Source organism: Collinsella sp. AF16-8 (assembly GCF_003462695.1).
Lineage (GTDB): Bacteria > Actinomycetota > Coriobacteriia > Coriobacteriales > Coriobacteriaceae > Collinsella.
Genome location: NZ_QRXX01000008.1, coordinates 35,378 through 49,871 on the forward strand (window position 1 = coordinate 35,378; position 14,494 = coordinate 49,871).

Annotated in this window: 11 protein-coding genes and 6 tRNA genes; all 17 read left to right on the forward strand. The window is 58.1% G+C overall.

The genetic code is table 11. From position 1 onward, the window contains the following. Nucleotides 1–164 precede the first annotated feature (164 nt). Nucleotides 165–1,841, forward strand: a complete 1,677-nt coding sequence (locus tag DWW73_RS07805; protein WP_117779244.1) for an ABC transporter substrate-binding protein — start codon at nt 165–167, stop codon at nt 1,839–1,841. A 156-nt stretch (nt 1,842–1,997) separates the two neighbouring features. Continuing rightward, nucleotides 1,998–3,035: an ABC transporter permease gene (locus tag DWW73_RS07810; protein WP_089572952.1), complete on the forward strand. Its 1,038-nt coding sequence runs from the start codon at nt 1,998–2,000 to the stop codon at nt 3,033–3,035. Between the two features lie 14 nt (nt 3,036–3,049). After that, nucleotides 3,050–3,985 (forward strand): ABC transporter permease, encoded by a 936-nt coding sequence (locus tag DWW73_RS07815; RefSeq protein WP_089572954.1) that lies wholly within the window; start codon nt 3,050–3,052, stop codon nt 3,983–3,985. Between the two features lie 2 nt (nt 3,986–3,987). Then, nucleotides 3,988–5,079 carry an ABC transporter ATP-binding protein gene (locus DWW73_RS07820; RefSeq protein WP_117766059.1) on the forward strand — a complete coding sequence of 364 codons (1,092 nt, stop codon included), beginning with the start codon at nt 3,988–3,990 and terminating at the stop codon, nt 5,077–5,079. Then, nucleotides 5,080–6,108, forward strand: a complete 1,029-nt coding sequence (locus tag DWW73_RS07825; RefSeq protein WP_006236139.1) for an ABC transporter ATP-binding protein — start codon at nt 5,080–5,082, stop codon at nt 6,106–6,108. A gap of 309 nt (nt 6,109–6,417) precedes the next feature. Beyond that, on the forward strand, nt 6,418–6,639 hold the full coding sequence (locus tag DWW73_RS10070) for a hypothetical protein (protein ID WP_147326468.1): 222 nt from the start codon (nt 6,418–6,420) through the stop codon (nt 6,637–6,639). 65 nt (nt 6,640–6,704) lie between these two features. Continuing rightward, nucleotides 6,705–6,794 (forward strand) — tRNA-Leu (locus tag DWW73_RS07830). Nucleotides 6,795–6,853: 59 nt separating this feature from the next. Continuing rightward, nucleotides 6,854–9,199 (forward strand): GAF domain-containing SpoIIE family protein phosphatase, encoded by a 2,346-nt coding sequence (locus DWW73_RS07835; protein WP_117655656.1) that lies wholly within the window; start codon nt 6,854–6,856, stop codon nt 9,197–9,199. 78 nt (nt 9,200–9,277) lie between these two features. Next, nucleotides 9,278–10,024, forward strand: coding sequence for an anti-sigma factor antagonist (locus tag DWW73_RS07840; protein ID WP_117779245.1), 747 nt, complete (start codon nt 9,278–9,280; stop codon nt 10,022–10,024). A gap of 105 nt (nt 10,025–10,129) precedes the next feature. Next, nucleotides 10,130–10,205, forward strand: a tRNA-Gly gene (locus tag DWW73_RS07845). 34 nt (nt 10,206–10,239) lie between these two features. Continuing rightward, a tRNA-Cys gene (locus DWW73_RS07850) sits at nt 10,240–10,313 on the forward strand. A 42-nt stretch (nt 10,314–10,355) separates the two neighbouring features. After that, nucleotides 10,356–10,431: transfer RNA gene (locus DWW73_RS07855), tRNA-Gly, on the forward strand. A 523-nt stretch (nt 10,432–10,954) separates the two neighbouring features. After that, nucleotides 10,955–12,688, forward strand: coding sequence for a glycoside hydrolase family 13 protein (locus DWW73_RS07860; RefSeq protein ID WP_233509168.1), 1,734 nt, complete (start codon nt 10,955–10,957; stop codon nt 12,686–12,688). Nucleotides 12,689–12,829: 141 nt separating this feature from the next. Beyond that, nucleotides 12,830–12,905 (forward strand) — tRNA-Gly (locus DWW73_RS07865). 3 nt (nt 12,906–12,908) lie between these two features. Continuing rightward, nucleotides 12,909–12,983, forward strand: a tRNA-Val gene (locus DWW73_RS07870). Nucleotides 12,984–13,279: 296 nt separating this feature from the next. Continuing rightward, nucleotides 13,280–13,768 (forward strand): 4'-phosphopantetheinyl transferase superfamily protein, encoded by a 489-nt coding sequence (locus DWW73_RS07875; RefSeq protein WP_158551577.1) that lies wholly within the window; start codon nt 13,280–13,282, stop codon nt 13,766–13,768. A gap of 29 nt (nt 13,769–13,797) precedes the next feature. Continuing rightward, the gene (locus DWW73_RS07880) at nt 13,798–14,415 is read left to right on the forward strand and encodes a TetR/AcrR family transcriptional regulator C-terminal domain-containing protein (RefSeq protein WP_117779246.1); all 618 of its coding nucleotides are present in this window, start codon (nt 13,798–13,800) and stop codon (nt 14,413–14,415) included. Nucleotides 14,416–14,494: the final 79 nt, after the last annotated feature.

Sequence of the window (14,494 nt, forward strand, 5' to 3'; positions counted from 1 at the left end):
GGAATCAGCGCCAAATTGTGCATAAAATGCGCTACTGTATTGCAAAACGTTGGCCCGCATTGCATAACCAGCCATAACAGCGGACCGCGTTTGAATGGTTCGATTGGGCTGTCTCGACGTTGCCCGGCCGAATTCACTTTGTCCTATCTCATAAGGAGGATGGCATGGCTGATTCTATGTTCCACCAGCCCGTTATGGGTCGTCGCGCCTTTGTTGGCGGCACCCTCGCTGCGAGCTCCATGGCTTTTCTTGCCGCATGCGGCAAGAAGGGCGGCGACGCTTCCGGTTCTGAGTCCGGTTCGACGCTGAACTTCTACATCAACAACCCGGTCTGCATCGACCCCTACAACGTCCAGGAGGATCAGGGCACTCAGGTCGAGTACCAGCTCTTCGACGCTCTGACGGAGTACGATAACGAGAAGGGCGAGATCGTTCCGCTGGCTTGCGAGTCCTTTGAGGCTAACGACGACGCCACCGAGTTCACCTTCAAGATCAAGAAGGCTAAGTTCCACAACGGTGACGACGTTACCTCCAAGTCCTTCAAGCTCGGCTGGGAGCGCCTGGTCAACACTAAGTCAGCCATCGCTACCGAGTATGGTCCTTCCGAGGTCTCCTACCACCTTTCCATGGTCGAGGGCTATGACGATCTGCTTGCCGGTAATGCTACCGAGCTGTCCGGCGTTACCTGCCCGGATGACGAGACCCTCGTCGTCAAGCTGACTTCCGCCTACGCCGACTTCCCGTTCGTCGCCTCTCACCCGGCTCTGTCCCCGGTTCCCGAGTGCGCCGAGTCCGATGTCAAGAGCTTCTATCTTGCCCCGGTCGGTAACGGCCCGTTCATGATGGACGGCAAGTGGGAGGATGGTCAGGAGATCAACCTCAAGAAGTTTGACGATTATTATGGCGACAAGGCCAAGATCGACGCCATCCACTTCCAGGTCATCAAGGACGTGGAGACCGCTTACAAGGAGTTCCAGGCCGGTAACCTTGATGTCTGCGACGTTCCCGTTGCTCAGATCGACGCCGCCAAGAAGGACCGCGGCGAGTCCAAGGATGGCTACACCATGAGTGATGGTGCGCGCATGCTGCTCGGTTCCGAGCCTTCCACGTACTATCTGACGTGCAACACCACGGCCGAGCCGTTCAATAACGCCGACCTGCGCAGGGGCATCTCCCTGGCTATCAACCGTGAGGCCATCTGCAAGACCATCTTCAAGGGCACCCGTACCCCCGCTGACGGCATCGTTCCTCCGGGAATCGCCGGCTACAAGGAGGGCGCATGGGAGTTCTGCGCCTACGACGTCGACAAGGCTAACGAGTACCTCGACAAGGTCGCTCCCGCTGGCGCTAACGGCGATCGTGGCATCAATGTGACCCTGTCCTACAACCAGGACGGCGGCCACAAGGAGATCATGGAGTCCATCATCGGCGACCTCGCCAAGGTGGGCGTCACCGCCGTCTCCGATACCCCTGAGTGGTCTGCCCTGCTCGAGCAGTATCAGAACTTCAACTATCAGTTCGGCCGTCTGGGCTGGATCGCCGATTACCCGATCATGGACAACTTCCTGTATCCGCTGTTCCACTCCGACTCCCTGGGTGGCGACAACCGCTCCGGTTACAGCAACCCCGACTTTGACGCCAAGGTTGACGAGGCCCGTGCCACGGTTGACGACGACGAGCGTATCGCCAAGATGCAGGAGGCCGACGCCATGGTCGCCGCCGACTGCCCGGTCATCCCGGTGATGTTCTACACGCACACCATCGCTGGCTCCGACCGCGTCAAGTACCTCTACGTTGATCCGCAGAAGCACGCCGATCTGGGTACCGCTGAGCTCGCCTAAGAGTTTGCAGCTTCCGTGAGGGTCAAGTATTTACGTAGACCTCATGGGAAACATACAGTTCCCCCTAACCTGGGGTAAACTGGCTGATGGTAATTTTGGGATGCCGGTCTGGCGATCGGCATCCCATTTAGGTTAATCCCTAGATAGGGGAGTGGTATGGGTAAGTACATCGTTAAACGTGTGCTTCAGTTCATCCCGGTGTTTTTGGGCGTCACGCTGATTCTGTTCGCCCTCCAGAATATCGTGCCGGGAGATCCGATCAAGCTGATCGGTGGAGACAAGGCTCTGTCCCCCGAGGTAGAGCTTCAGCTTCGCGTACGCTATCACCTGGTCCAGACGGACGAGGACGGTAACGCGATCCTTGACGAGAACGGCGATCCCGTTCAGACGTCGCTTGTAGACCGTTATCTGTATTACATGAACGGTCTGCTTCATGGCGATCTGGGTAATTCGTACCAGCGCAAGCTGCCGGTTACGGAAATCTTTGCCCAGAAGTATCCGTATACGGTCAAACTCGCCGCGTGCGCCATCGTGCTCGAGGCGATCATGGGTATCGGTGCGGGTATCATTTCGGCGGTAAAGCGTTATTCCTTCTGGGATATTTTGGTAACGCTGACCACGTCGATCCTCGTTGCCGTTCCCGCCTTCTGGCTCGGTATGCTGCTGCAGCTGTTCTTCGGCGTCATCCTTAAGGACCTCACCGGCGGCGCATTCTCCATGCCGATTTCGGGTGCCGGCGGTTCCAGCTCTCAGTATCAGGATTGGATGCACTATGTGCTTCCGACCATTACGCTGGCTTCGGTTTCGACCGCCTATGCTGCCCGCATTATGCGTTCGCAGCTGCTTGACGTCATGAACCAAGATTACATCCGTACGGCAAAGGCCAAGGGTCTCTCCAATCGCGCGATCATCATCAAGCATGCGCTTAAGAATGCACTCATCCCCGTCGTTACCTATATTGGTGTCGACTTTGGCGGCATGCTTTCGGGTGCTATCCTGACCGAAACGGTCTTTAACTGGCCCGGTATCGGCTATGAGGTCTATCGCGCCATCAGCATGCGTGACTGGCCCATCGTTATGGGCGGCGTTACGCTCATCGTCGTCGTCGTCATGGTGATCAACCTGCTCGTCGACATTAGCTATGCATTCCTCGACCCGCGCATCCGCCTTGGCGGTCCGTCGGATAAGGCCTAAGGGAGGTACGTCTCATGCAGGAAACTGATTCTCAGTCTCAGGAGCAGGCTACCGCCACCAAGGCCGCATCTGCTCCCGCCAAGTCCCGCACGCTGTGGGGCGACGCTTTTAAGCGTCTTCGCAAGAACAAGCTCGCCGTTATCGGTGTCTGCTGGATCATCGTCGTCGTTTTGGTTGCCCTGACCGCAGATCTGTGGGCTAAGCCCTGGCTCGGTTCGCCGACGGCTTCCGACTCGACCACCATGGCCGAGACGTCGCTGCTGGCTCCGTGTGCCGAGCACCCGTTTGGCACCGACGCCCTTGGCCGCGACATTCTCGTTCGTGTTATCTACGGTGCACGTGTTTCGCTTTCCGTCGGTATTATGGCCACCGCCATCTCCACGGTGATCGGTCTGGTCATGGGCGCCCTTGCCGGTTTCTATGGCGGCATCTGGGATACGATTATCATGCGCTGCGCGGACATCTTCCTGGCGTTCCCGTACGTGCTGTTCGTCGTCGCCATGATCGCCGTTATCGGTCGTGGTCTTCAGAACGTCTTTATCGCCATCGGTATTCTCGGCTGGCCTTCGATTGCGCGCGTCTTCCGATCCGCGATCCTGACGGTCAAGGAAAACGACTATGTTGACGCTGCGCGCGCGATGGGCGCATCCGATGCTCGTATCGTCGTGCGTCACATCTTCCCGAACTCCGTCGCCTCCATCGTGGTCTACGCGACCATGAACATTGGTGGCGCCATTCTGACCGAGTCCGCTCTGTCCTTCCTCGGCATGGGCGTTATTCCGCCTACGCCTTCGTGGGGCTCCATGATTCAGGACGGTCAGCAGTATCTTCTGACTGCTCCCTGGATGATGATCATGCCCGGTCTGGCAATTCTCTCGACGGTGCTCGCCTTCACCCTGCTGGGTGACGGTTTGCGCGACGCCCTCGACGTCAAGATGAAGGACGCATAAGGATGAAGAAGAACAAGAACTATGTGGACCTGAAGGACCAGCCGGTTCCCGAGGGCCAGCATCTGCTCGAGGTCGATGACCTTAAGATGTATTTCCACACCGAAGATGGCGTTGTTCGCGCTGTCGACGGTGTCTCCTACACGCTCGATCGCGGCGAAACCCTCGGTGTCGTCGGTGAGTCCGGCTCCGGTAAGTCCGTGACCGCCATGACCATCATGGGTCTTATCTCGATGCCTCCGGGAAAGATTGAGGGCGGCGACGTTCGCTATCGCGGCCGTTCTATCCTCGAGATGACCGAGGAAGAGATGCAGCACATTCGCGGTAACGACATCGCGATGATCTTCCAGGATCCTATGACCTCCTTGAACCCGGTCTATAAGATCGGCAAGCAGGTGGGCGAGGGCCTTCGCTTGCACCGTGGCTACTCCAAGCAGGAGGCGCTCAAGCGCGCCACCGAGCTCTTGGACCTCGTGGGTATTCCCGAGCCCGAGAAGCGCGTCAACGAGTATCCGCACCAGTTCTCCGGCGGTATGCGTCAGCGCGTCATGATTGCTATGGCCCTTGCCTGCGATCCCGATATCCTGATTGCCGACGAGCCCACGACGGCTCTGGACGTTACCATTCAGGCTCAGATTATCGAGCTCATGCAGGAGATGCAGCAGAAGAACGGCAACGCCATTATCATGATTACCCATGACCTGGGCGTTGTCGCCGATATGGCCGACAAAATCATGGTTATGTACGCCGGCCGTCCCGTCGAGTTCGGTACTGCCGAGGAAATCTTCTACGAGAGCCGCCACCCCTACACCTGGGGCCTTATCCGCTCCATCCCGGAGCAGGCCATCGAGGAGAAGAAGCCGCTGACGCCGATTCACGGCAACCCGCCTTCGCTCATGAACTTGCCTGAGGGCTGCGTATTCTCTCCTCGTTGCCCCTATGCGACGGACAAGTGCCGCAAGCAGCGCCCCGAGCGCGTTGTCACCGAGTCCGGTCACTATTCTGCGTGCCATTATTCCGGTGACCCCGAGTTCCTCAAGAACGCCCCCGAGACGTCCCGCACGCGCAAAGATTCCAAGAAGGGAGGCGAGGCGTAAATGGCAGACAATAACGAGCGCACTCCGCTGCTGAAGGTCGAGCACCTTTCTAAGGAGTTCCCCGCAGAGTCCGGCATGTTCGCCAAGCGCTTCTCTAAGCGTGTCGTCTCTGCTGTGAATGACATTTCGTTCGAGATTTATCCGGGCGAGACCTTTGGCCTGGTCGGCGAGTCTGGTTGCGGTAAGTCCACCACGGGCCGCACCATCATGCGTCTGACCAAGCCGACGGCAGGTAAGGTGTTCTTCCAGGGCAAAGATGTTGCCGAGATGAGCAAGCATGAGATCAAGGACATGCGTCGTGAGATGCAGTTTATCTTCCAGGATCCTTATGCTTCGCTCAACCCTCGTATGACGATTGGTGAGATCGTCTCCGAGCCCATGACCATTCATGGTGTGGGCACCAAGGAAGAGCGTATCGAGCGCGTCCGTGAGCTGCTGGATGTCGTCGGTCTGAACCCCGAGCACATCAACCGCTATCCGCATGAGTTCTCGGGCGGCCAGCGTCAGCGTGTCGGCATCGCCCGCGCTTTTGCGCTGAAGCCCAAGCTGATTATCTGTGACGAGCCGGTATCCGCTCTGGATGTTTCCATTCAGGCCCAGGTTCTGAACCTGCTTAAGGAACTGCAGGACAAGTTTGGTACGGCGTATCTCTTTATCGCCCACGACCTGTCCGTCGTGCAGCACATCTCCGATCGCGTTGCCGTTATGTATCTGGGTAAGATGGTCGAGGTTTCGGATTGGAAGACGCTCTATAGCGAGCCTCACCATCCGTACACGCAGTCGCTGCTGTCTGCCGTGCCGGTGCCCGATCCGGATATCCAGAAGACCCGCAAACGCATCATCCTCGCTGGCGACCCGCCGTCGCCGCTGGATCCGCCGACCGGCTGCCGTTTCCACACGCGCTGCCCGATCGCGCAGGGCATCTGCTCCGAGAAGCTTCCTGAGTTTAAGGAAGTTGCCCCGGGCCACTGCTGCGCCTGTCACTTCGCGGAGCCGTTCCCGATCAAGGAATCGCACATCGACCTGTAGCCGGTTGTTATCGTCCGGGCCCGTGCTGGACTTAGTTTTTAGAACGTCCTCGACCATGGGAACCCCCTTATCCTGCTCCTTCGGAGCTGCGGATAAGGGGGTTTCCTGGTCTGCGGAATGTTCTGAAAACTAAGTCCAGCACGGGCCCTGTGTTACCACTGTAGAGGGGTGAGATTCCTTGATCGCTCACTTAATCTAATAGGAAATTGAGCGAGGCCGGAGCTTTAGCTCCGGCCTCCCCATATAAGGGCTCGGCTTTGCCGAGCCACCAAATTTGCATCAGCCCCAGAACATGTTTGAGAACTGTGCTTGGAGTATGTGTTGGTAGGCCCCGAATCGGTGCTGCCTCCCGGCGCATTCCGCAGGGGGAGCGATATTTTGCAGCACGAAGTGCGCAGCAAAATATCGCTCATGCCCGAGGACGCGCCGGGAGGCAGCACCGATTCGGGGCCGGACATGCGGATCTACCTGCGCAATTACAAATTCGTAAACTTTTTTGAAAAAAGTGCTTGCACAGTTCTCGAATCATAGGTTATTATCTTTCTCGTTGAACGCGCGGGTCCAACAAAACGAAGCGCGAATCAACAACATAGCATGTCGGAGTGGCGGAATTGGCAGACGCGCTAGCTTGAGGTGCTAGTGACCGCTTTTTGGTCATGCGGGTTCAAGTCCCGCCTCCGACACCATCGCATTTGAGAAGCCTCTTCGGAGGCTTTTTTGTTACCGATAGACGGTGGGGTCCACGATGGAAACGCTTGAACGCAACGAGTGGGCAGACGTTGCCCAACTAGTCGAGATCACGAGCGATGCTGTCATCATCTGCGAGCTCGACGGAACCATTCTGCATGTGAATAATCGCTTACTTGGTTTGATGTGCGAGGAACGCGCCGACGTCATCGGTGGAGATGTTAAAGACGTCCTGTACTCGTCCTCTTTTGAACGTGCGACGGAACATCGTCTGCCATTTGAAACTGATGGCTCCGAGAACGAACTGATGCTCAAACTGAGTGACGGCTCTTTTATTCCCGTCTTGGTTCGTGCGGGCTCCGTAACGCCTCCACGCATCTTTGGGCGCCGCGCACCACGTGTCCTGGTGGCGCTTCACAGTATCGAGGAACAGTATTCTCACGACCGGCAACTCAAGCGTGCGTTATCGGAGCTTAGAGTGGCGAACAAGCGTCTCTCTGGCACGCTCTCGGTCATTATGAGCACTGTGGGCTCCGATGAGTTACCCAGCCTGCTTGATACCGTTTTGAACCAGCTTGTAGGAACGCTCGATGCTTCGGGTGCCGCTATCTATTTTTCTGAGAGCGGCGGCTTTAAGCTTCGCGGTGTTTCCAAGGAGCTGCTCGACAGCTACCTGCCCGAGTTTTTGCCGTATGGCGCTGGCATTCCGACGTATGTTCTTCGCGAGTCGCGTGCTTGTCGCTTGTCGATTCAACAGGACCTTGAGGGCGATAAGGCCGCCTCCGGTATGTTCATGGACCTGGATAATCGTTCTAAGCACCTGTTGCGCATGCAGGATATGCCTCCGTACCGCAGTGAAATCTGTCTTCCCGTTTTTTACGGTACGCAGATCCTTGGCGTGCTGGAAGTTGGTTGGAAACGCCCCCAGGCACCGCTCGCCTATGACGTTAATGTGCTCGAGGTCATTTGCGATTACCTGTCTATCCAGCTGGTCGGCATGGCATCGAGCCTTCGCTCCCGTCGCACGGCCGAGCTTGGCCGCTCGCTCAATGTCTTGCGGGATGAGTTGTTTACCTTTCTAGACGATTCCGCCGCGGCTACCCAGGCGGTATCGTCCGAGATCTGCAATATGCTCAACTGCCATTTTTGCCCTATTGAGTATGACGCCAGTCTGGATTCCTACGTCATAGATTTTGAAGGCGGCAGTCGCGTTGCTTTGCCGGACGATCCCGAGAAGCTTTTCTTTTCCACGACGGCGCCAGCGGCACGTTTGGGGGCTGCCCCTGATGGCTTTGAGGCATCTGTTTTGGGCGGCACGAGTGCCGAGGACCTTAAACACGTCCGTATAACTCGCGTTGACGAATCGATGCCTATGGGAGGCTGGCTTAGAGCGCATGGCCTGCCTTGCCAGGGTCTCTACGTCGACGCCGGCATCGAGGCGGGGCGCCCGCGCTCTGAGGGCGATGGCAAGCACAGTAACGACGCGATCGTTCCTGCTTCTGTTGCGAAGGGCCCGACGACGCGCGCGCTGCTGCTTCGTGATGGTAGCCAAGAGCCGATTGATGACCTTGAATATGATTACTTGGTGCACTTGGCTCATGACTTTGAACTGATCTATGAAGGCGAATCTCAAAAGCGTGAGGAGCGCCATATCGCTCAGACCCTCCAGATTGGCATGAGAAATTCACTGGGGGATGTTCCGGGAATCGCCGCCGATTCGGTGTACCTGTCGGCCACGAACTCGGCGTTGGTCGGCGGCGATTTCTATACGCTCATCCGTCTTCCCGACGATTGCGCCGTCATGATTCTGGGCGATGTGTCTGGCAAAGGCATTGAGGCCGCATCGATGTCCGCGCTCGTCAAGACGGCCCTGACGGCATATGCCTGGGAGGGCGCTGGACCGGCCCGCATGGCACGCTCCCTTAACAGCATGCTCATGGGCTTTTCGAGGGTCGAGACGTTCGTGACGGCCTTTATCGCCAAGATTGACCTTAAAGCCGGACGCGCAACGTATTGTTCGGCGGGCCATCCTCCGACCATGGTCATCAGGCCAGAGTCGATGCCGCTGGGTGGCGGCGAGGCCCGTGGGGGGGAGGTCGAGCTGCTTGGATGCCAATCGGGGGTAATCGGTGCCTTTGAGAGCATGGTATACGAGACAGGCGTGTTTACGTTCGCTCCTGGTGACATGCTATTTATGTACACCGACGGAACAATCGAAGCGCGTGACCGCTCGGGTGCTTTCTTTGGCGAGCAGCGCCTTCGCGACCTTCTGCTCTCTGTCTCGGGTGAGGGCGTGTCGGGCATTTGCGGCAAGGTCTTGGGCGAGCTTGACCGATTTACCGAATCGGCGCTGGACGATGACATTGCATTGGTGTCCCTTGAGTTTTTACGGGGTCGTTCATAGACGACGCTGGGCGGGCTGAATCCGTACGGTTGGGGAAACGAATGCATCGAGTGGGCTTTTTTGGGGAATCATGGTCGTATGAATGAGTGGAATGACATAGCGGTTTTGACGCCACCAGGCGATATCGACATCGCCACGGTGCCTGCGCTGCGTCGGCGGTTGGATGCTTTGATTGGCCGCGGCGTGCGTCGTGTCGTCATCAACTGTCAGGCTGTTAGCTTTATCGATTCGACGGGCTTGGCATTCCTGCTTACGCGCGCTCGTGAGCTCATGAGGCGAGAAGGCCTGCTTTCGCTCGTCAATGCATCGGGTGAAGTTGTTCGCTTTTTGGAGATTGCTCGGCTTGTCGATATCCTTCATGTCGCGGGGCCGGCACGGGAGTCTGTTCCCGCCATTCCGGTGGGGGAGCTGCCTCGCTGGAGTAAGAGCGTCGAGGTCCGTCAGGGTATCGAGAATCTTCCATACTACCGACATCGCATCGCCGAACTCCTTGAATCGCTTCCGTTGCGCCGTGACGAGCGCTACGATGTCGCATTGGCGTCGGGGGAGGCGCTGGGTAATGCCTATGACCATGCGGGCGGTATCGGGTGCGTCCTGACGGTTCAGGCCTATGGCGATCGCGTTGTGGTTGAGGTGCTTGATCGAGGTGCCGGCTATTCTATCGATGAAACGAGCGAACCGGTCGCATCAGAGGAGCGCGGCCGTGGTATCAAGCTTATGCGTATGCTCGTCGATAACGTGGAGGTTGCTCGTCGTACGGACGGCGCCGGCACGCGCGTGCAGATGGTGAAGCTGTTTAGCGGAGCGCTGGAATCGTGTGCCTAGCCAATCGCTTTAGCGCGTTTAGCTACTAAGAACATGCGGCAGACAAGTTTTTTGAAAAAAGTACTTGCGTCTTTTGGACAACTCGCGTAAATTAATAACCCGCAAGCGGACATGGCTCAGTTGGTAGAGCACAACCTTGCCAAGGTTGGGGTCGCGGGTTCGAGCCCCGTTGTCCGCTCCATTGCATTTCCGGACCGTTTAGGCGGTCCTTTTTCGGCGAAGTGGCCAAGTGGTAAGGCAGAGGCCTGCAAAGCCTTTACCCCCGGTTCGAATCCGGGCTTCGCCTCCAGGCAACATCCGGGCGCTCCGGCGCCCGTTTTGTTTTAAATATGCGGACATGGCTCAGTTGGTAGAGCACAACCTTGCCAAGGTTGGGGTCGCGGGTTCGAGCCCCGTTGTCCGCTCCAAACGTAACAGCCCGACTACTACGGTAGCCGGGCTTTTTCGTACCCGGCGCATGGGCTCGAACCCGAGAGGGAGCGAGCGTTAAGCAAACGCGGAGCGTTTGTAGCGAGCTGGCGAGGACGCCGGCAGGCGGCCGAAGCCGGTGCGGATCCGCGAAGCGGATACGCGGACGCCCCGTTGTCCGCTCCAACTATCTTACGCGGTTCTAACGAACCGCGTTTTTTGTTGACGCTGCGCGAGCCCCGGGCACCCCATCTTGCCCCTCAATCGTCGGTCGCGTACATAGAGTACGCTTCCCTCCTCTTTCGCGGCAACCTGGGGCACCCGGAGCCCGCTCGCTGTCGTGGCCGGGGAAGTGGGTTTTCCGTTCTTTTCACTAATCGATTGATTCGCCCCAGGAGGCTCGAGCCCGTGAGGGAGCGAGCGTTTTGGGGCGTGGCTGTGGCGTTGTTTGCCGCGAATGTCCGCTTTGGGCGTATCATCGTGGGCATCTCGCAAAACCTCGTTGCAAGGGAGTCGCACCCCATGGCTACAGAAAAGTCCTCTTCGCGCCCATGGATGTCCGATGCCGCGATTTATCAAATCTACCCGCGCTCGTTTAAGGATTCGACTGGTTCGGGTCTGGGCGATATCGCGGGCATTACCCAGCAGATGGACTATCTTGAGCGGCTGGGTATCGAGGCCATCTGGCTGAGCCCGTTTTACCCATCGCCTCTCGTCGATGGCGGCTATGATGTGGCGGACTACTGCGATGTCGACCCACGTCTCGGGTCGCTTGACGACTTCGATGACATGATCACTGCGGCTCACGCGCACGGCATCAAGGTCATCGTCGACATCGTGCCCAATCATTCGTCCAACCAGCACCCCTGGTTCAAAGCCGCTCTTGCCGCCGGCCCCGGATCGCCCGAGCGCGCCCGTTATATCTTCCGCGATGGTCGCGGCGAGCATGGCGAGCTGCCTCCCACCAATTGGAATGCCAACTTTGGCGGCCCCGCCTGGACGCGCGTCGCGGACGGTCAGTGGTATCTGCACATGTTTACGCCCGAGCAGCCGGACTTTGACTGGTCGTGCCCCGAGGTTCATGCGTTCTTTTGCGACGTCCTGGCGTTTTGGAGCGATCGAGGCGTCGATGGCTTTCGCATTGATGTGGCGCACGGTCTCGCCAAGGATCTCGACCGCGATGACCTCGACCGGTGGCATCTCGCCGAGGGCGATGACATGGTTGACGACGGCACCCATCCGCTGTGGGACCGCAACGAGGTCCACGAGATCTATCGCGAGTGGCGCCGCGTGTTCGACCGCTATGATCCGCCACGCAGCGCCGTTGCCGAGGCGTGGGTGCTGCCCGAGCGCCAGTATCTCTACGCGCGTCCCAGCGAGCTTGGCCAGACATTCAACTTTGAGTTTGCCAAGGCCACTTGGACCTATGATGACATGCACGCTGCAATCGAGGAGGGCTTGAAGGCAGCTATGGAATCCGATTCCGCCTCGACCTGGGTGCTCTCCAACCACGACGTGCCGCGCGTGGCGACGCGCTATGCCCTGCCGCAGATCAAGGCGACGCGCTACCACCAGATTGCGCTCGACTGGCTCTTACGCGACGGGTCGTCTTATGACGAGGACCGTGAACTCGGCGAGCGCCGCGCGCGGGCGGCCCTTTTGCTCGAGCTGGCGCTTCCGGGCTCGGCATACGTGTATCAGGGTGAGGAGCTCGGCCTTTTTGAGGTGGCCGATATCCCGTGGGCCGCACTCGAAGATCCTACTGCGACCAATACGCACGGACCGAAGCGCGAGAAGGGGCGAGACGGCTGCCGTGTGCCCCTGCCGTGGGTGGCGGCGGACGATCCCGCGCAGGGCGGATCGTTTGGGTTTTCACCGGCGGACGCCGATGCGGCGCCCCATCTGCTGCAGCCTGCATGGTTTTCCGATTACGCTGCCGATAGGGAAGAAGCGGACCCGACATCGATGCTTGCGCTCTATCGTGACGCCCTCTGGCTGCGGCGCAAGCTGCGCGGGCGCGCCAACGATCTTAAGTGGCTTGATCTTGACGGACGCACCGGCCTTGCGGATGGTGCCGAGGGCGCTGAGGGTGGCGTCATCGCCTATCGCCGCGACAACGGCTGGGCGTGTGTGACGAACTTCGGTGCAGCACCCGTGGAGCTGCCGGCGGGCAGGGTCCTGCTCACCTCATCACCGCTTGTAGACGGCAGGCTCGCGCAGGACAGTTCTGCCTGGATCATGCTCGCTGAGTTGTAGGGGCCTCTTGCGGCGAGTTTGCGTTTGCCTGTGCTTTCCGTGGTGGCTGATGTCTTTGCGAGGTTCGCGAGGGCGTCGCAAAACTTTTCAAAAAAAGTTCTTGCATAGGATGCGGGTATCACGTAAGATTAATCCTCGTAAGCGGACATGGCTCAGTTGGTAGAGCACAACCTTGCCAAGGTTGGGGTCGCGGGTTCGAGCCCCGTTGTCCGCTCCATTTGGGCGTTTAGCTCAGGGGGAGAGCGCTTCCCTGACACGGAAGAGGTCAGAAGTTCAAATCTTCTAACGCCCACCAAATGTTCGCAGCCCAGAGACTATGTCCTCTGGGCTGTTTTGTTTTGGTCGCCAAATGGGTCGCCAAATCGTCGGCAAAAGGTACCTCGATTCATGAAAGAGCGGTTCTGAGCGTCAGTTTAGCCTTGTCATCTCAATCGAGTGGGGTTGACCATTTTGAACATAACCGTGCACCTCGTTGACGTTTCTGCGATCGATCCCGGCGAGACCGTTGATATGGCATCAATCGCGGGACGTTATGCCTCGCGTGCCTCCAATGGAGATCTCCCCATTGCGTCTCGGAGGGAAGCTGCGGGCGTGGGTCTGCTGCTTCGCGACGCCCTGGGTGTCTTCGACGACACCCAGCTTGCGCGTTCTGCTTTCGGCAAGATCGAGCTTGCGGATGGGGAGGCCCCCTCTATTTCCATTTCACATGGCGGAAGCGTGGCCGTCCTCGCTGTTTCCGATGTTGCTCGGTCGGTCGGAGGACCTATTGGCGTGGATATCGAGGCGGTCGATGAGATTGTACCTATTGCGGTTGAGCGTATGGCGAGCTCAAGGGAACGGGCGTGGATTGACGCTGCGGCAGATTCGCAGGAACGCGCCTTTCGGCTGTGTCGGGTTTGGACGCGTATCGAAGCCGTCCTGAAGGCGGAGGGGTCCGGCTTTTCAATCGATCCCCGCAAAGACGGGTTGCCGAGCGGATGGTTTACTTCCTCGGTGGTGTTTGGCCAGTGTGTCATCTCTTGTGCAGCGCGTTCTATGCCCCATATCGCCATTGAGGAGCATGCCTTTCGGGTAGCATAGTAGCCAATCGCCAACAGGGGAGGCCTTCTATGTCACTGAACGCTAAAAACGATATTGCTTCGCGGATCGAAGGCGCCGTCTTTGAACTTATGGCGACAACGCCTGTGCAATCGATTAAGGTCACCGACGTACTCCGTCTTGCCCATACATCAAAATCAACCTTCTATCGTTGTTACCGCTCTGTCGATGATGTGGTCAAGCGCTTTGAAGATGAGCTGCTCCAGAACATGCAAGACATTAACGACGTTGCCCTTGAGGCTCGTTTTGGTGATGCGCAGCTTGATCCCACGCCCACGATGATCAAGCGCATGGAAATCCTCAAGGCCAATCGCTCGAAAGTCCTGGCGCTTAACAGCGATAACGGTGATCCCGTGTTTGCACACAAGGCAACGATCTTCATGCATGACTATTTTCGCGATCGTTTGCGGTCGACGTTTTCAGATGAGACGGACCTCGATCTGTATCTTGCTTTTGCGCTTGCGGGCCACCATAACCTCATCCAGTATTGGCTCGAAGTCCGGCCTGACCTTGAGGCACGAACCGTTGCCGCCGCGCTCAATCGCATGTTCTACGCACCGCTCTTTGTCGACGATGCATCGCGCCATTGGCATCCGCGGATCCCTGATTTTGAAAAGCCGCTCGGGTGAGCGGCTGTTTTTTAGGGATGAACGGTTGCGCATGCAGTGAACTCAAAGCGTTCCAGCCCTATGAATCGGCTTTAAGCAT

Coding starts and splice junctions, on each gene's coding strand:
- DWW73_RS07805 (WP_117779244.1), top strand. CDS start 165: ATGGCTGATTCTATGTTCCACCAGCCCGTTATGGGTCGTCGCGCCTTT.
- DWW73_RS07810 (WP_089572952.1), top strand. CDS start 1,998: ATGGGTAAGTACATCGTTAAACGTGTGCTTCAGTTCATCCCGGTGTTT.
- DWW73_RS07815 (WP_089572954.1), top strand. CDS start 3,050: ATGCAGGAAACTGATTCTCAGTCTCAGGAGCAGGCTACCGCCACCAAG.
- DWW73_RS07820 (WP_117766059.1), top strand. CDS start 3,988: ATGAAGAAGAACAAGAACTATGTGGACCTGAAGGACCAGCCGGTTCCC.
- DWW73_RS07825 (WP_006236139.1), top strand. CDS start 5,080: ATGGCAGACAATAACGAGCGCACTCCGCTGCTGAAGGTCGAGCACCTT.
- DWW73_RS07835 (WP_117655656.1), top strand. CDS start 6,854: ATGGAAACGCTTGAACGCAACGAGTGGGCAGACGTTGCCCAACTAGTC.
- DWW73_RS07840 (WP_117779245.1), top strand. CDS start 9,278: ATGAATGAGTGGAATGACATAGCGGTTTTGACGCCACCAGGCGATATC.
- DWW73_RS07860 (WP_233509168.1), top strand. CDS start 10,955: ATGGCTACAGAAAAGTCCTCTTCGCGCCCATGGATGTCCGATGCCGCG.
- DWW73_RS07880 (WP_117779246.1), top strand. CDS start 13,798: ATGTCACTGAACGCTAAAAACGATATTGCTTCGCGGATCGAAGGCGCC.